This is a genomic window from Microbacterium sp. ARD31, assembly GCF_031844425.1.
The window spans coordinates 121,759-136,942 of record NZ_JAUZVE010000005.1; the positions used below are offsets into that span (position 1 = coordinate 121,759).

At 71.7% G+C, this 15,184-nt stretch carries 15 protein-coding genes; 4 read left to right on the plus strand and 11 right to left on the minus strand.

Features of this window, described 5'->3' with window-relative positions; translation table 11 throughout:
- Nucleotides 1-25: 25 nt before the first annotated feature.
- The 3 genes from Q9S36_RS16260 to Q9S36_RS16270 all read right to left on the minus strand — a co-directional run bounded on the left by Q9S36_RS16260 (nt 26) and on the right by Q9S36_RS16270 (nt 2,531).
- Nucleotides 26-880, minus strand: a complete 855-nt coding sequence (locus tag Q9S36_RS16260; protein ID WP_311286011.1) for an alpha/beta hydrolase fold domain-containing protein — start codon at nt 878-880, stop codon at nt 26-28.
- A gap of 86 nt (nt 881-966) precedes the next feature.
- A complete protein-coding gene (gene rhaI / locus Q9S36_RS16265; protein ID WP_311286012.1) occupies nt 967-2,133 on the minus strand; it encodes an L-rhamnose isomerase in 1,167 nt (388 codons plus the stop codon).
- On the minus strand, nt 2,130-2,531 hold the full coding sequence (locus tag Q9S36_RS16270; protein WP_311286013.1) for an L-rhamnose mutarotase: 402 nt from the start codon (nt 2,529-2,531) through the stop codon (nt 2,130-2,132). Before Q9S36_RS16270 ends, rhaI begins: the two co-directional genes overlap by 4 nt.
- 99 nt (nt 2,532-2,630) lie before the next feature.
- Between Q9S36_RS16270 and Q9S36_RS16275 the strand changes: the two genes are divergently transcribed.
- On the plus strand, nt 2,631-3,638 hold the full coding sequence (locus Q9S36_RS16275; RefSeq protein ID WP_311286014.1) for a LacI family DNA-binding transcriptional regulator: 1,008 nt from the start codon (nt 2,631-2,633) through the stop codon (nt 3,636-3,638).
- Between the two features lie 18 nt (nt 3,639-3,656).
- Here the strand turns inward: Q9S36_RS16275 and Q9S36_RS16280 are convergent, their stop codons facing one another.
- Nucleotides 3,657-4,898, minus strand: coding sequence for an amidohydrolase (locus tag Q9S36_RS16280; protein ID WP_311286015.1), 1,242 nt, complete (start codon nt 4,896-4,898; stop codon nt 3,657-3,659).
- Nucleotides 4,899-5,014: 116 nt separating this feature from the next.
- On the opposite strand from Q9S36_RS16280, the gene Q9S36_RS16285 reads away from it, so the two are divergent.
- Nucleotides 5,015-5,323, plus strand: coding sequence for a hypothetical protein (locus tag Q9S36_RS16285; protein WP_311286016.1), 309 nt, complete (start codon nt 5,015-5,017; stop codon nt 5,321-5,323).
- A gap of 118 nt (nt 5,324-5,441) precedes the next feature.
- Here Q9S36_RS16285 and Q9S36_RS16290 read toward each other — a convergent pair whose 3' ends face one another.
- Genes Q9S36_RS16290 through Q9S36_RS16320 form a run of 7 tightly spaced genes read right to left on the minus strand, consistent with a single transcriptional unit; the run spans nt 5,442 to nt 12,607 of the window.
- Nucleotides 5,442-7,172: a hypothetical protein gene (locus Q9S36_RS16290; protein ID WP_311286017.1), complete on the minus strand. Its 1,731-nt coding sequence runs from the start codon at nt 7,170-7,172 to the stop codon at nt 5,442-5,444.
- Nucleotide 7,173: 1 nt separating this feature from the next.
- Nucleotides 7,174-7,929 carry an SDR family NAD(P)-dependent oxidoreductase gene (locus tag Q9S36_RS16295; protein WP_251452219.1) on the minus strand — a complete coding sequence of 252 codons (756 nt, stop codon included), beginning with the start codon at nt 7,927-7,929 and terminating at the stop codon, nt 7,174-7,176.
- A gap of 8 nt (nt 7,930-7,937) precedes the next feature.
- Nucleotides 7,938-8,816 (minus strand): phosphogluconate dehydrogenase C-terminal domain-containing protein, encoded by an 879-nt coding sequence (locus tag Q9S36_RS16300; protein ID WP_251452217.1) that lies wholly within the window; start codon nt 8,814-8,816, stop codon nt 7,938-7,940.
- The gene (locus Q9S36_RS16305) at nt 8,813-9,607 is read right to left on the minus strand and encodes a TIM barrel protein (RefSeq protein WP_311286018.1); all 795 of its coding nucleotides are present in this window, start codon (nt 9,605-9,607) and stop codon (nt 8,813-8,815) included. The genes Q9S36_RS16300 and Q9S36_RS16305 overlap by 4 nt, the downstream gene beginning before the upstream one ends.
- On the minus strand, nt 9,604-10,368 hold the full coding sequence (locus Q9S36_RS16310) for a triose-phosphate isomerase family protein (RefSeq protein WP_311286019.1): 765 nt from the start codon (nt 10,366-10,368) through the stop codon (nt 9,604-9,606). Before Q9S36_RS16310 ends, Q9S36_RS16305 begins: the two co-directional genes overlap by 4 nt.
- 20 nt (nt 10,369-10,388) lie before the next feature.
- Nucleotides 10,389-10,865: a ribose-5-phosphate isomerase gene (locus Q9S36_RS16315; protein ID WP_311286020.1), complete on the minus strand. Its 477-nt coding sequence runs from the start codon at nt 10,863-10,865 to the stop codon at nt 10,389-10,391.
- Nucleotides 10,862-12,607: a dihydroxyacetone kinase family protein gene (locus Q9S36_RS16320; protein ID WP_311286021.1), complete on the minus strand. Its 1,746-nt coding sequence runs from the start codon at nt 12,605-12,607 to the stop codon at nt 10,862-10,864. Before Q9S36_RS16320 ends, Q9S36_RS16315 begins: the two co-directional genes overlap by 4 nt.
- 115 nt (nt 12,608-12,722) lie before the next feature.
- On the opposite strand from Q9S36_RS16320, the gene Q9S36_RS16325 reads away from it, so the two are divergent.
- Both Q9S36_RS16325 and Q9S36_RS16330 read left to right on the plus strand, forming a co-directional pair.
- Nucleotides 12,723-13,460 carry a FadR/GntR family transcriptional regulator gene (locus tag Q9S36_RS16325; protein WP_251452208.1) on the plus strand — a complete coding sequence of 246 codons (738 nt, stop codon included), beginning with the start codon at nt 12,723-12,725 and terminating at the stop codon, nt 13,458-13,460.
- Nucleotides 13,461-13,538: 78 nt separating this feature from the next.
- Nucleotides 13,539-14,786 (plus strand): D-arabinono-1,4-lactone oxidase, encoded by a 1,248-nt coding sequence (locus tag Q9S36_RS16330; protein WP_311286022.1) that lies wholly within the window; start codon nt 13,539-13,541, stop codon nt 14,784-14,786.
- Nucleotides 14,787-15,184 lie beyond the last annotated feature (398 nt).

Below are 15,184 nucleotides of genomic sequence, written 5' to 3' on the forward strand. Positions count from 1 at the left end.
GAGGTGTCCTTCGTGACAGTCGGTTCTAGACGGGAACTCGGGCGGCGAGGGCGGCGAGGCGGGTCGCGATGCGCTCGACGGTGAGGGATGCCGCAGGCTCGTGCGGCCGGTTCAGGTGACCGTGTTCGGTGCCGGGCTCGGTGACCACTTCGACGTCGCGGCCGGCGGTCGCCAGCGTCGCGCCGAAGTGCTCGCCCGACACGCGGAGTTCGTCCACGTCGCCGTTGACGATCAGCGTGGGCGGGAAGCCGGCGAGATCGGCGGGTGTGGCCGATCCCGGCACGGCGCCGAGCGGGGCGTCGTCGACGGGGCCGCCGAGGTAGTTCTCATACATCCCGAGCACGGCCGCGGGACCGAACCGGTCGGCTCCCGGCTGGGCGTCGAGTGCGGCGCGCAGCTCGGGACCGGGCGCGGGCTGCACCGCGAGGAGGGTGGGGTAGGCCAGCACGACGAGGGCGGGCAGGACGTCGCCGGCGCGCTCGAGCAGGCGGACGGTGGCGCCGGCTGCGAGGTTGCCGCCGGCGCTCGTGCCGCCGATCGCGAGGCGCTCGACGTCGACGCGCAGCCGGGCGGCGTTGTCGACCGCCCACCGCCACGCCGTGAGCATGTCGTCGGATGCCGCGGGGTAGCACTCGCCGTCGCGGGGGGCCGCGGTCGGGATCGGGCCCCACCCCGCCGGCACGGGCGCGAGGCGGTAGTCGACCGAGATGACGGTCGTGCCGCGGGTCGCGAGCTCGCGGGCGACCCAGTCGCTCTCGGGCATGTCGAGGTCGCCGAAGGCGAAACCGCCGCCGTGCGCCCACACCAGTCCGGTGCGGCGCGGCTCACGCGCGGGGTAGACGCGCACGAGCCCGTCGGCAGCGGTATAGGGGTCGCTCATGCTGGATCCTCGGGTCAGGGGTATGGAGGGTGGGACGCCGGGAGTGGGGGGGATCGGCTTCCCCCACTCCCGGCGGGTCTGGTGGGTCAGGCTCCCCAGCCGGCCTGCGTGCCGCCCACGCGGTCGGCGGCGATCTTCTGCTGGTAGCCCGATGCGGCGTACGCGGCCATCGGGTCGGAGGGGAGGCCCCGCGACTCGCGCCACTCGGCGAGGGCCGGACGCACGTCGGTGTAGAACGCGTCCATGAAGACGGCGTTCGCCGCGAGCACGTCGTTCGACGACTGCGCGGCATCGAGTGCGGCGCGGTCGACCAGCAGGGCGCGGGCTGTCATCTCCTGGACGTTGAGCACCGAGCGGATCTGGCCCGGGATCTTGTCCTCGATGTTGTGGCACTGGTCGAGCATGAACGCCACGTCGGGGTTGTTGAGGCCTCCGCCGCGGACGACCTCGAACAGGATGCGGAACAGCTGGAACGGATCGGCCGCCCCCACGATCAGGTCGTCATCGGCGTAGAAGCGCGAGTTGAAGTCGAACGAGCCGAGCTTGCCGAGACGCAGCAGCTGCATGACGATGAACTCGATGTTCGTGCCCGGTGCGTGGTGACCGGTGTCGAGGCACACCATCGCCTTGTCGCCCAGCGCGGCGACCTGGGCGTAGCTGGTCCCCCAGTCGGGAACGTCGGTGTGGTAGAACGACGGCTCGAAGAACTTGTACTCCAGCACCAGGCGCTGGTCGTCGCCGAGCCGCGCGTAGATCTGCTGGAGCGAGTCCTGCAGGCGGTCCTGGCGGGCGCGCATGTCGTTCTGCCCCGGGTAGTTCGACCCTTCGGCGAGCCAGATCTTCAGGTCGCGCGACCCCGTCGCATGCATGATGTCGATGCACTCGAAGTGGTGGTCGATCGCCTTGGACCGGATCCGGTCGTCGTGGTGCGTGAGGGCGCCGAACTTGTAGTCCTCGTCCTGGAAGGTGTTGGAGTTCACCGTGCCGAGTGCGACGCCCAGGTCCTCGGCGTGTGCGCGCAGGGCGTTGTAGTCCGCGACCTTGTCCCACGGGATGTGCAGGGCGACGCTGGGAGCCAATGCCGTGTACCGGTTGACCTGCGCGGCGTCCGCGATCTTCTCGAACGGGTCGCGGGGCGTGCCGGGGGTGCCGAACACGCGGAAGCGGGTGCCCGAGTTGCCGAAGGCCCACGAGGGCAGTTCGATGCCCTGGCCTTCGAGCGCCTGGAGGGTCTCGGCGGGAAGCGTCGTCATGATGCCGTGCTTTCGTTGGGGATGGAGGGGGAGGAGGCGGCCGCACGCGCGGCCTGAAGCTGGTCGTCGAGGTGGAACACCTCGGTGAGCGACGTCGCCGCCTGATCAGGGCGACCGTCGAGGCCGACGAAGAAGCGGGCCATCTCGGCCTCCCACCTCGCCGCGACGGGGGATGCCGCCAGGTACGCCTGCGCGGCCGCGTCGTCGTCCGTCTCGTAGTACCCGATGAGGCGGCCGCCCTCGCCGAGGAACAGCGAGTAGTTGCGCCTGCCGGAGGCGGCGATCTCTTCGAGCATCTCAGGCCACACCGGGGTGTGGCGGGCGATGTACTCCTCGAGCAGGTCGGGTGCGACCTGCAGCTGGAAGCAGACCCGCGTCGTCGCGGACGGGCTCGTCATCGAGGTGCTCCTTGGGTGGTTCTGATGATGCCGGGGGCGTGAATCGTTTCAACAGCATAAGTCACGGGTATCGTTGCGCGCAAGTGTCAGGGAGGCGCCATGGCTGTCAGCGTTCGCGATGTCGCGCTCGCGGCATCCGTCTCGGTGGGCACCGTCTCGAACGTCCTCAATCGTCCGGCGAAGGTCGCGCCCGAGACCGTCGCCCGGGTGCAGAAGGCCATCGCCGACCTCGGTTTCGTCCGCAACGACGCGGCGCGCCAGTTGCGGGCCGGCCGCAGCCGCAGCATCGGCCTCATCGTGCTCGACGTGGGCAACCCGTTCTTCGCCGAGGTCGCCCGCGGCGCAGAGGCGCGCGCTGCCGAGGAGGGCATGACGGTGCTGCTCGGCAACAGCGACGAGCGGCAGGACCGCGAGACCGCGTACATCGACCTGTTCCGCGAGCAGCGGGTCAACGGCGTGCTCGTGACTCCGACGACCGACGACCTCGGGCTGCTCGAGCGACTGCGCGACGGCGGTGTGCCGGTGATCCTCGTCGACCGCGAGGTCGAGGATGCCGGATTCGGATCCGTCGCCGTCGATGACGTCGAGGGTGGTCACCTCGCGGTGGCGCACCTCATCGAGCAGGGACGCCGCCGCATCGCCTTCGTCGGCGGGCCGCGCTCGACGCGGCAGGTCGTGGACCGTCTTGAAGGAGCACGCCGCGCGGTCGCCGAGCATCCCGACGTCTCGCTGGATGTGATCGAGATGCCCTCCCTGACCGTGCTGCAGGGAAGGGATGCCGGTGAGCAGCTGCTCGCGCGGGATCCGGCCGACCGGCCCGATGCGGTGTTCGCCGCCAACGACCTGCTGGCCGTCGGCGTGCTGCAGGCGTTCGCACTCATGGCCGACGTCCGCGTGCCCGACGACATCGCGCTCATCGGCTACGACGACATCGACTTCGCCGCCGCCGCGGTCGTGCCGCTGAGTTCCATCCGCCAGCCGGCGCACCTCATCGGCTACTCCGCCGTCGACCTGCTGCTGAAGGACCTCGCCGACCCCGACGGCGGGCACGAGCGTCGCATCCGGTTCCGGCCCGAGCTCGTCGTCCGGGAATCCACCGGCCGCTGATCCCGCTCCGGGTGAGCGTCAGCGGATCCAGGAGCTCCGGCCGAACCTCTCCCAGCGGTCCACGATCCGCGGAGCCTCGTCGTCCCCGGCCGCGGGCTCGACGACGGGACGACCGGAAATGAAGGCGTGCTGCACGTCGGAGTCGATCGCGAGAGGGTCGCCCGACCACACCACGATGTCGGCGTCGCGACCCACCTCGAGCGCACCCACGCGCGCCTCCAGCCCCAGAATGGATGCCGGGTTGACCGTGAGCGCCTCGAGCGCGGTCTTGGCGGGCAGCCCTTCGCGGACGGCGAGGATGGCCTGCAGCCGCAGCTGCTCGATCGGCACCACCGGGTGGTCGGTCGTGATCGCGACCTTCACGCCGGCCGCGGCGATGAGGGCGAGGTTGCCGATGCCGCGGTCGCGCAGCTCGACCTTGGAGCGGGAGGTGAGCATCGGGCCGAAGATCACCGGGATGTCCTTCTCGGCTAGCACGTCCGCGATCTTGTGACCCTCGGTGCCGTGGTTGACGACGAGCCGGTAGCCGAACTCCTCGGCGATGCGGATCGCGGTCGCGATGTCGTCGTGCCGGTGGCAGTGCTGGTCCCACGCCAGCCGCCCGTCGAGGACGTCGGCGAGGGTCTCGTGGGTGAGGTCGCGGTCGAACGGCTCGCCCTTGGTCGCGGCGGCTGCTCGCTTCTCGGAGTAGTTGCGCGCGTTCACGAAGGCCTCGCGCAGCACGGCTGCCACACCCAGTCGCGTCGACGGGGTCTGCTTCTTGTCGCCGTAGACGCGCTTCGGGTTCTCGCCGAGCGCCGACTTGACCGAGACGTCGAGCGAGAGCACCTGCTCGTCGACGGTGCGTCCGCCCCACGTCTTGATCGCGACGGTGCGTCCGCCGATGGGGTTGCCGGATCCGGGCTTGATCACCGCGGTCGTCACCCCGCCGCGAAGCGCGTCGCGGAAGCCGACCTCTTCGATGTCGATGCCGTCGAGCGCACGGAAGCGTGCGCCGTTGGGATCGGTCATCTCGTTGGTGTCGTCGCCCGACCAGCCCTCGCCGCCCTCGTGGACGCCCAGATGCCCGTGCGCCTCGATGAAACCGGGGAGCACCCAGCTGCCCGTGGCGTCGACCACGCGGGCGTCGTCCGGCACCGGCGTCTCCGGTCCGCCGACGGCGGAGATGACGCCGTCGGTGACGACGACCGTTCCGTTCTCGATCGGCTCGCCGCTGACGGGAACGACGCGGCCACCGGTGATCGCCAGGAATTCAGTCATCCCTCCACCCTAGGTCGGGTGCGGGCGAAGGGGCCGCGGGGCTACCGCCACAGAGTGTCAGCTAGCCTGAGTCGGGTCGAGAGGAACAGCGTGCGCGCACGAGCGAGGGCCGCAGGATGACCGCGGGTGCCGTGCCGACGCGGCGCATCGAACTGACCCTGCACCGACCGTGGTTCGCGCTCTACGCCGGCGTCCGACCGACGCTGGTGATCGGCGGGCGCGGCCAGCCGGTGCAGTGGGGGCTCGGTACCTGGCAGGTGCCCGCTGAGGAGACGGTGCTGCTCGGGGTCTTCCTCTTCAATCGCGTCTGGCGGTTCGGGCAGGCGGAGATTCGGCTCGAGCCGTCGCAGTCGCCGGCCCTCGAGTATCGGGCGCCTGCGCTGCCGTTCGGGGCAGGCCGCATGCGCGTCAGCGGGAGCAGCTGACTCAGCTTCTCGGGTCGGTCTGCCCGTGCCCCTGTTGCGGGGCGCGTGCGCACGCCGCCCCCGCGTGCGGGAAAACCACGCACGCGGGTGACACGTGCGCACGCGTCACAGGTTGGGGTCAGCGACCGACCCGCACCCAGCCGCACGCGGGCACGGACACCTCGATGTCGCCGGATGGCAAAGACACCCTCACGACCCGAGCGGCTGCGGCGAGATTGGCGACGAGCGCGCTCTCCACGCCGTTTCCGCGGGAGCCGATCGCCCAGATCAGGCCGTCGGGGCTCTCGCCCGAGAGCAGTTCGCCGCCCGCCATCGCGGCGAGTTCCTCGAGGGCCGTCGTGACCGGCAGCGGGTCACCGCTCGCGGTGCGGATGCCGCGCGGACCCCACTCCTCGAAGTAGGCCAGGGACGCCACACCGGCGATGCCGAGTGCGGCCGCGCTGGCGATCGTCCAGGCCGCGAGCTCGGCAGCAGACTGCCGCGGATCCACCGCCCCGGTGAACTCCGCCCCGTAGCCCTCCGACAGGTCGGAGCGGGTCGGCCCGGGCTGCGGAGCGGTCGCCACGTTGTTGAAGCGCGGGCGCAGGCACACCGGACCGAAGTGGACGGGGCGTCCACCCGCGTCCCCGACCGTCTGCCGCGCCACGAGCCGCTGCATCGCCACCGACTCGACGAGCTGCTCCGTGCCCAGCGCGTGGAACAGCGGCGTCACGGTCGTCGCCCAGCCGTCGAGATCGTCTGGCACGCGGTGGCGCTCGCGGTTCAGCTCGGTGAAGTGCGAACGCGACCCGCCGATCACCGCGACGGCCGCTCCCGCGTCGGCCAGCGCACTGCGCACCGCGGCCGCCACGTCGGCGTCGGTGACATCGCGCGCGTCGCCGCTGCGCTCGAAAGCCCCGACGCGCACCACATCGATGCCGCGCAGGGCCGCGGTCGCCTCGGCGAGCGCCTCGATCTCGCCGGCCTCAGCCGGGTCCAGCGCGAACCGGACGTCCAGCGGCAGCCCCGCTCGCGCAGTGCGGTCCAGCGCGGCGCGCCAGTTCGGAGTCGCCAGGTCCAGCTCGACGAGCACCTCCGACCCGATCGGTGCGACGGCGGGCGCGGGATCGGGCCCCGTCGCGGCGCCGAGGGCGATCGTCGGAAATCTCCCACCCGCAGTCAGCGTGATGCGGTCCGCGCCGGCATCCGCCTCGAACGGCGCCCTCACCCGGCGCGCCCGGATCATCACGGACTGCTGCACGCGCTCGCCTGCGGCGACCGGGTAGGGGAAGGGCAGCGTCAGCGGACGGCTGTAGGTCTTGTACGAGGCGTCGGTCCAGTTGCGCTGGTCCTCCATCTCGAACACGTCGCCCGAGAACTCCATCGCGACCGAGAGGCCCGCGTGCTCCCAGGCGAGCGCGGCGATGTCGATCACCGGCTGATGCGGGCTGATCGCTTCGGGGAATCGGGTTTGATCCGACAGCCCGCCGGGGTGGGCCACCGTGAGCGCGGTGCCCGCCAGCTGCGGCGGATGCAGCACGACGAGACCGGTGCGGTTCGTCTCGAACGGATGCTGCGACTCCAGGTCTGTGAGCACCACGAGTCCGGCGGCGCGAGCCTCGACCCGGACGATGCCGCGGAAGCTCGAGCCGAGCTCCTCGGATCGCACGTGCAGGGTCAGGGTGACGTCCGTCTCGCGCACGCGATCGACGATCAGCGGCGCGGTGTCCCAGTTGCGATCACGGACGACGGTGCGGACGCTCCGCAGCACCCGGGTGCCGTCGTACGACAGATCGGCGATCTCGTCGTCGCGCAGCTGCAGCGACCACGGGCCGCTCTCCCAGCGGCGCGACGACGAGAACCAGGACATGTCAGAGCGTCGTCATGCCGCCGTCGACGGCGAAGAGGCCACCCGTGGCGAACGCGGCGTCGTCCGACGCGAGGAAGACCATGATGCCCTCGACGTCCTGAGGTGTGCCCGCACGCCCCATCGGGATGCGGCCGATGATCGCTGCTCGCGATTCCGGGTCGCTCGTGATGGTGGTCACGAGCGACGTCTCGGTGTACGCCGGCACGACCGTGTTCACGCGGATGCCGCGATCGGCATACGCGGCGCCGACCGTGCGGGCGAGTCCGTGGATGCCGGCCTTGGACGCACTGTAGGCGGTGAAGTCCTTGCCCTCGCCGTTCAGGCCGGTCGGGCTGCCGGTGAGGATGATCGACCCGCCCCCGCTCGCCAGCATCGCGCGGACGGCGTGCTTGACGGTGAGGAACGTCCCGGTCAGGTTGATGTCGATCGTGCGACGCCAGACGTCCAGATCCAGGTCGGCCGCCGCGGCGTCCTGCCCGAACAGCTGCACGCCGGCATTGGCGACGACGACGTCGGGACTCCACTCGTCGGCGACGAGATCGGCGAACGCCATCTCGACCGACAGCTCGTCCGAGATGTCCATGACGGCGGCACGCGCGGCGTCGCCGATGGATGCCGCGGCTCGCGACGCGGCATCCGCATCACGATCGGCGATCACGACACGCGCGCCCTCGCGGGCGAAGCGCTCGGCCACCGCGAGGCCGATGCCGGTCCCGGCGCCCGTGACGAGCGCGGTCTTTCCTTCGAGCCTGCTCATGATTCCCCTCAGCGCTCGCTGTGGTCGCGCTCGATGCGGTCGAGGTGCAGCATCCGCGCGAGGTTCTTGTCGAGCTCGTCGTCGCGGAAGATCTTCTTCCAGTCTTCCTTGATGATGCTCTCGCGGCCATAGTCCATCGCGATGAGGCACGCGTCGCTGAAGGGGTTGTCGCCGCGGAGCCCGTTCGCGAGGGCGACCTGCGTGTGCCCGTACAGGATGCTGCGCGCGGCGGCCTCGGGAACCCCCATGGTGTTCACGGCCTCGTCGAGCGCCTCGTTGAGCAGGGCCCCGATCATGCAGGCGACGGTCTCGACGAGGGTGGGCTCGAGCTGGGCGAGCTGCTTGATCGTGACCCAGTGGACATCGATCACGGGTGCGTAGATCGCGCGCACGGTGGCCTCGACGACGGCCTGCTTGGCCGGGTCGTCGCTCTCGATCGCCGCGATCGCGTCCTGGGGTGCGGCGATGCCGCCGAACGTGTCGGCCCACTCCTCGGGCGTCTGGCGCTGCAGGAAGATCGACGGGTGGCAGGGGTGCGCGACGGCCTGGATGACGTCCTCGCGGGTGGTGAGCAGTCCCGCGTAGGCAGCCGCCGGGTCGAGTGTCAGCACGATCGCGCCGGACTTCAGCTGCGGCACCAGGTCGGCCGTGACGGGGGCGAGCGCGAGGTCGGGGACGGCGAGCACCACGATGTCGGCGTCGGCGACGGCGGTGGGGGCGTCGGTGAGCTCGCGCCCGGCGTCGATCGTGCGCTGCTGACCGGCGGGGGAGTTCTCGACGTACCAGACGGTGTGATCCGTGCGTGCGAGGTTGTCGGACACGCGCATGCCCATCTTGCCGCCGGCGCCGACGACGGCGATCTTGTAGGTGCTGGTGGTGGTGGTCATGTCGTGCTCCTCAGGTAGTCAACGGTGGCGCGGGTCCATTCCCGCTCGGTTCGGATGGTGGTCTCGGCGTCGCCCTGCCAGGGCAGCCAGTGCTCGACGATCTCGTTGATGCCCCGCTCGCGGGGGTGGACGGTCTCGAGCAGATGCGGATAGTCGTGCAGGCCCTCGCCCATGCGCGCTCCGGAATACGTGAAGCCGACCCAGCCGGGCTGCCGGGCGAAGGCGAAGTCCTTCACGTGCACGTTCTTCACGTGGCCAGCGACGGCCTCGACGCAGTCACGCGGACGCTCGAGGCGCGCGACGACGTTGCCGGGGTCGAGGCAGACGCCCAGGCGGGGGCTGCCGATGCGCTCGACCAAGGCGACGAGATCTGCCGTCGCGAGCTGCTCGTAGGTCTCGAGGGCGAGCGTGACGCCCGCGGCCTCGTACGCCGGCAGCGCCCGGCGCAGCCAGTCCTCGGCATCGGCGAGCGACGGCCGTGACTCGGGGCTGTAGAGCATGCTGCGCACGAGTCGCGCGTCGAAGACGGCCGCGATCTCGAGGAAGCGTGCCAGTCGAGCCGGCTCGATCCCCTTCGTGCCGAGCTCGATCGTGAGGCCCAGATCACGGGCCGTGGATGCCGCGACGCCCAGTTCGTCGTCGCTCATCCGCTCGAGCGGCTCGAAGTCGCAGATCTGGAACAGCTCGATGCCCATCTCGCGGGTGGCCTCGAAGGCCCCGGTCAGCGACAGCGGGGCAGAGTCGCGTCCGGCGTGCTGCCAGAAGAACGCGTACGTCCCGAGCCCGATCACGGGGCGGTCCCCATCACGCCGTGACGCCGGTCATCGAGGGCGACGGCCTCGTCGAGGACGGAGACGAGGGCGTCGGGGTCGTGGGCGAAGCGACCCAGGAACAGCCCGTCGACGTCGTCGCCGAGTCGCGTGAGAAGACCGGGCCCGGCCGAGCCGCCGTAGATGACGCTCGAACCCGCGCGCCCGGGAAGCGCATCCAGCGCCGCTCGCACGGCGCGGGTGACGGTGACGATGTGGTCCGCCGGGGCCGGCTCGGCGGCCCCGATCGCCCACACGGGTTCATAGGCGACGACGACGGGACCGTCGGCGGCGCCCCCGAGCGCGGACCGCAGCTGCGCCACGGTCGCGCGGGCGGCGGCCGCGGCATCCGCTCGCTCATCTTCGCCGAGGCAGAGGACCGGGACGAGCCCCGCACCCAGAGCGGCAGCGGTCTTCGCGGCGACGACCGCCTCGGTCTCGCCGAACAGGCGGCGGCGTTCGGCGTGGCCGACCTCGACGAAGAGCGCGCCGGACTCGCCGAGCTCGGCGGCGGTGACCTCGCCGGTGTAGGCGCCGGGCGGGTAGGCGGAGACGTCCTGGGCGCCGACGGCGACGCCCGTGCCGGACAGCGCGGCGACGGCGTCGTCGAGCTGGAGGAAGGAGGGGATGACGAACACCGTCACCCGGCCGGTGCGCACCGATGCGTGCTCGCGCAGGCGCTCGGCGACCGTGGCGAACCAGGCGCGCGCGTCACGCCGCCCGAAGTACGCCTTCAGGCTCACCCCCACCACCATGCGTCGCATCAGCAGCTGCCGGTGCTCTCGTACTCGCCGATCGCGGCGACCTTCGCCGCGGACGCCGACGTCGGGTCGAAGCGGTAGGTGAGCCACTCGCGGACCAGACGGCGGGCGAGCTCGATCCCGACGACGCGCTGGCCCATCGTGAGCACCTGGGCGTCGTTGGAGAGCACGCCCCGCTCGACCGAGAAAGAGTCGTGGGCGGTCACGGCGCGGATGCCGGGGACCTTGTTCGCCGCGATGGCGACCCCGAGGCCGGTGCCGCAGATGAGCAGCGCCCGGTCGGCGGTGCCGGCGGCGACCTGCTCGGCGGCCTCGATCGCGACCTTCGGGTACGGCGTGTGGCCGTCGGCGTCGACGCCGACATCCACGACCGAGGCGACGCCGGGGTTGTCCTGCAGGTCCTTCTTCAGGATCTCCTTGTAGTCGAAGCCGGCGTCGTCGCAGCCGATGACGATGCGCAGGGGCGGGGTGGTGGTCATGACGGGTTCTCCTGGTTCGCGCGGCCGGCGTCGAGGACGTCGGCGATGGCGGTCACGATGAGGGCGAGCGAGTGCGCGCCGGGGTCGACGGTTCCGACGCTGTTCTGGCCATGCGAGCGCGCGCGGCCCATGCGGGGGAGCAGCTCGGCGGTGCCCGCGGCGGCGGTGGTCGCCGATTCGGCCGCACGACGCCAGCCCTCGGCGAGCGAGGCGCCGCTGTCGACGGCCGCGGTGAGGGCGTCGGTGAACGGGACGAGCGCATCGACCATGGTCTTGTCGCCCACGTCGGCCTTGCCGTAGGCCATCACCCCGGCCGACCCGGCGGCGACGCCCGCGGCGACCGCGGACGCCGACGGTCGCCCGATGTCGCCGAGCTCGGCGGCGAGGCTCGCGAGGATGACGCCCCACAGGGCGCCCGACGTGCCGCCGGCCTTGTCGCTCCACCCGTCGGCGGCGCGCTCGAGGGTCGTCCGGGCGCCGGCGCCCGAATCGTGCGCGGCGGCTCCCGCGGTCAGAGCGGCGTGCGATCCGCGCTGCATGCCGATCCCGTGGTCGCCGTCGCCGGCGATCGCGTCGATCCGCCCGAGCTCCTCGACGTTCGCGTCGACGGTGGCGACGATCGTCTCGAGGGCGCGAACGACCACGGCCGCGGCGGCGCGTGAATCCGCATCGGCGTCGGGGATCTCGGCGGCGGCGGTCGCGGCATCCGGCCCCACCTCGGCACGGGCGGCCGCGGTCACCGAGCCGCGGCGGTAGGCGGGGGCGTCGACCGGAGTGTCCCACAGGCGCTCGAGCTCGTCGTCGAGCCAGAAGAGGGTGAGCGACGTGCCGGCCATGTCGAAGCTCGTGCAGTACTCGCCCACATGCGGGTCGACCGCGGTGATGCCCGCGGCGTCGAGGAGCTGGGCGATGCGCCGGTAGACGACGAACATCTCCTCGTACTTCAGCGACCCGAGACCGTTGAGGATCGGGACGACGCGGGCGCCGTTGATCGTCACGCCGTCGGGAACCTCGTCGAGCAGCTTCTCGACGAGCATCTCGGCCAGGCCGTCGGCGGTCGGAATGCCCGTCTCGTCGATGCCGGGCTCACCGTGGATGCCGAGACCGACCGCCATGCGGCCCTCCGGCACGCTGAACAGCGGCTTCTCAGCGCCCGGCAGGGTGCAGCCGGTGAACGCGACACCGAAGGAGCGGGTGCGGTCGTTCGCGTGCCCGGCGAGCCGTGCCACCTCGGCGAGATCCGCGCCGGCCTCGGCGGCGGCCGCCGCGATCCGGAACACGGTCAGGTCGCCGGCGATGCCGCGGCGCTTGTGCCGTTCGGCAGGCGGGGCGCTGGAGACGTCGTCCGTCACGGCGACGGTCTCGCACGCGATGCCGTCGGCACGCAGGCGCTCCTGCGCGGCGTCGAAGTTCAGCACGTCGCCGGCGTAGTTGCCGTACGAGAAGAACACTCCGCCGCCGTTGTCAGCCGCCTTCGCCACGGCGTGAATCTGCTGCGTGGACGGCGAGGCGAAGAGGTTGCCCATCGCCGCGCCGTGCGCGAGCCCCTGGCCCACGAGCCCCCCGAACGCGGGGTAGTGGCCCGAGCCGCCGCCGACCACGACCGCGACCTGACCTCGCGGCGATACCGTGGCGCGGACCACGCCACCGGTCACCCGTCGCACGGACCGCGCGTTCGCGGCGACGAAGCCGTCGATCATCTCATCCGCGAAGTCCGCAGGTTCGTTCCACAGGCGCGTCATCGCGTCTCCTCGATCGGTCGGGCAGGGGTGGGAAGCCCCGCGGGCATGACTCCAGTGTCACAAACCGGTTGACCAATTGCAAGCGCGGAGCCGAGCGCCCGGGTAAGGTGGCCCCATGCCCGCGTACCCCGCCGATCGGTCGGCAGACATCGCCGCATCCCTCGGCACGCTTCCCGCGGGGACGCCGGTGTCGGAAGTCGCTCGCCGCCTGATGGACCTCTTCACCAGCGGATCCATCGAACCCGGCACGCGACTGCCTCCGGAGCGGCAGCTCGCCACCGGGCTCGGGGTCGGCCGCTCCGCCGTGCGCGAGGCGCTCGCCGCCCTCGAGATCATCGGCATCGTCGACGTGCGGCCGGGGTCGGGAACCTATCTTCGCGGGACCGCCAGCGACCTCCTTCCGCAGACGCTTCGGTGGGGGCTGCTGATCGGACGCAAGAGCACGGCCGAGCTGCTGGAGCTGCGTTCGGGTCTGGAGATCTACGTCGCCCGTCTTGCCGCGGGCCGGGCTGCGGCATCCGATCGGGAAGCACTCGGCGCGACGGTCGAGCGCATGCGCGCCGGCACGACGAATCTCAAGGCCTTCGCGCGCGCGGATCTGGACTTCCACAATGCGCTCGCCGCGGCCGCCGGGAACGACACCCTCGTCGACCTGCTCCACGTGGTCCGATCGCTGCTGCAGGTCTACGCCGACCGCGCCGTCCACGACGAGGCGGCCGCGCTCATCGCGATCGCCGAGCACGACGCCGTCTTCGCGGCCGTCGAGCGCGGCGACGAGGACGCCGCTGCCTCGGCGATGGCCGCGCACATGGCGACCGCGTCCGCGCGGCTCGCTGCCGAAGCCACGGACTGACCGGCCCATACGCTGGTCGGACCGCCACTGACCGAGAACCTGCCGCGACCGAGATCGCGGACCGAGGAGAGGAGCGCGATGTCGCGCAACTGGGCCGGAACCTACGAGTACAGCGCACCGCGGATCGTCGAGGCGACGAGCGTCGACGACGTCCGCCGTGCCGTCGCGACGCCGGGGCCGGTGCACGCGCTCGGCACGAGGCACTCCTTCACCGATCTTCCGGACACCGCCGGGACCCTGATCGACGTGACGGGACTCCCCGCCGAGTTCGCTCTCGACGAGCAGCAGCGCACCGTGACGCTGGCCGGCGGCATCCGCTACGGGGTTCTGGCGCAGTGGCTTCACGAACGCGGCTGGGCGCTCAAGAACATGGGCTCGCTGCCGCACATCAACGCCGCCGGGGCGACCGCGACCGGGACGCACGGGTCGGGGAACGGCAACCAGACCCTCTCGGCGTCGGTGCGCGCGCTGCGCTACGTGGGTGCGGACGGCGACGTGCACGACCTGCGCCGCGGCGACGAGGACTTCGACGCGCTCGTGGTCGGCGTCGGCGCGTTCGGCATCGTCGTCGAGGTCACGCTCGACGTCGTGCCGACCTTCCGCGTGCGGCAGGACATCTACAGCGGGGTCACGTGGGATGCCGCGCTCGAAGATCTCGACGCGGTGACGGGTGCGGGCTTCAGCGTGTCGGTGTTCTCGCTCTGGGAACCCGACACGTTCGGCGCGGTGTGGGTGAAGTCGCGGCTGGAACGGGACGACGACGCCGTCGCCGACACGCTGCTCGACGGTGTCATCGACCCCGGCGCGAACCCGCTCGGGGATCTCGCCGACGTCACCGAGCTGGGCGGCGTCCCCGGCCCGTGGATGCTGCGACTGCCGCATTTCCGCCTCGACGGAACCCCCTCGTTCGGTGACGAGATCCAGTCCGAGTACTTCGTCGCGCGATCCGATGCTCCCGGCGCCTTGCTGGCCGTGCGCGAGCTCGCCGACCGGATCGCCCCGCTGCTGTTCGTCACCGAACTGCGGACCGCGGCCGCGGACGACCTGTGGCTGAGCCCCGCGTACGGCCAGGACGTGCTCGCCATTCACTTCACGTGGCACAACGACCCGGTGGCCGTGCGGGCGCTGCTCCCCGACATCGAGGCCGCGCTCGCCCCCTTCGGCGCCCGGCCGCATTGGGGCAAGCTGCACCTCATGGAACGCGAGGCCATCGAGCGCGTGCACCCGCGCCTTGCCGACGCCCGCGCGGTGTTCGAGCGCCTCGACCCCGACGGCCGCTTCGTCAACGACCACCTCGTGCGGGTGGGAGTGCGCGAACCGCGCTGAGCCGGGTGGGCGGTGCGGGCTGGCTGTGCGGTGGGGAGCGGGCTGGCCGGTGGGGAGCGGTGCGGGGCGGTGGGGGCGGGCGTGGCCGCGAGCCGTCACGTGTGTCGGGTTCCCGTCGCTCCACCGGACAGGACTGACGGCTCACGCGCGGCGGGACGGCGTCCGTGCGCCCGGAGACGATCGGCGGGCCGCGAGCCGTCACGTGTGTCGGGTTCCCGCCGCTCCACCGGACAGGAGTGACGGCTCACGCAACTACGCGCGTCGGCCGAGCACGCCGCTGACCGACCACGCCCCGACGACGACCGCCCGCGGGGGCCAATTGGTCAACCGGTGGTACGATCGCGGAGGCTGTGCCCGACGACGAAGGGGTTCGAATGACCAGGGTTCGCATGAGCGGA

Excerpts from the sequence above, each read along its gene's own strand:
- Q9S36_RS16260 (WP_311286011.1), bottom strand. The coding sequence starts at position 880 with ATGAGCGACCCCTATACCGCTGCCGACGGGCTCGTGCGCGTCTACCCC.
- rhaI (WP_311286012.1), bottom strand. The coding sequence starts at position 2,133 with ATGACGACGCTTCCCGCCGAGACCCTCCAGGCGCTCGAAGGCCAGGGC.
- Q9S36_RS16270 (WP_311286013.1), bottom strand. The coding sequence starts at position 2,531 with ATGACGAGCCCGTCCGCGACGACGCGGGTCTGCTTCCAGCTGCAGGTC.
- Q9S36_RS16275 (WP_311286014.1), top strand. The coding sequence starts at position 2,631 with ATGGCTGTCAGCGTTCGCGATGTCGCGCTCGCGGCATCCGTCTCGGTG.
- Q9S36_RS16280 (WP_311286015.1), bottom strand. The coding sequence starts at position 4,898 with ATGACTGAATTCCTGGCGATCACCGGTGGCCGCGTCGTTCCCGTCAGC.
- Q9S36_RS16285 (WP_311286016.1), top strand. The coding sequence starts at position 5,015 with ATGACCGCGGGTGCCGTGCCGACGCGGCGCATCGAACTGACCCTGCAC.
- Q9S36_RS16290 (WP_311286017.1), bottom strand. The coding sequence starts at position 7,172 with ATGTCCTGGTTCTCGTCGTCGCGCCGCTGGGAGAGCGGCCCGTGGTCG.
- Q9S36_RS16295 (WP_251452219.1), bottom strand. The coding sequence starts at position 7,929 with ATGAGCAGGCTCGAAGGAAAGACCGCGCTCGTCACGGGCGCCGGGACC.
- Q9S36_RS16300 (WP_251452217.1), bottom strand. The coding sequence starts at position 8,816 with ATGACCACCACCACCAGCACCTACAAGATCGCCGTCGTCGGCGCCGGC.
- Q9S36_RS16315 (WP_311286020.1), bottom strand. The coding sequence starts at position 10,865 with ATGACCACCACCCCGCCCCTGCGCATCGTCATCGGCTGCGACGACGCC.
- Q9S36_RS16320 (WP_311286021.1), bottom strand. The coding sequence starts at position 12,607 with ATGACGCGCCTGTGGAACGAACCTGCGGACTTCGCGGATGAGATGATC.
- Q9S36_RS16325 (WP_251452208.1), top strand. The coding sequence starts at position 12,723 with ATGCCCGCGTACCCCGCCGATCGGTCGGCAGACATCGCCGCATCCCTC.
- Q9S36_RS16330 (WP_311286022.1), top strand. The coding sequence starts at position 13,539 with ATGTCGCGCAACTGGGCCGGAACCTACGAGTACAGCGCACCGCGGATC.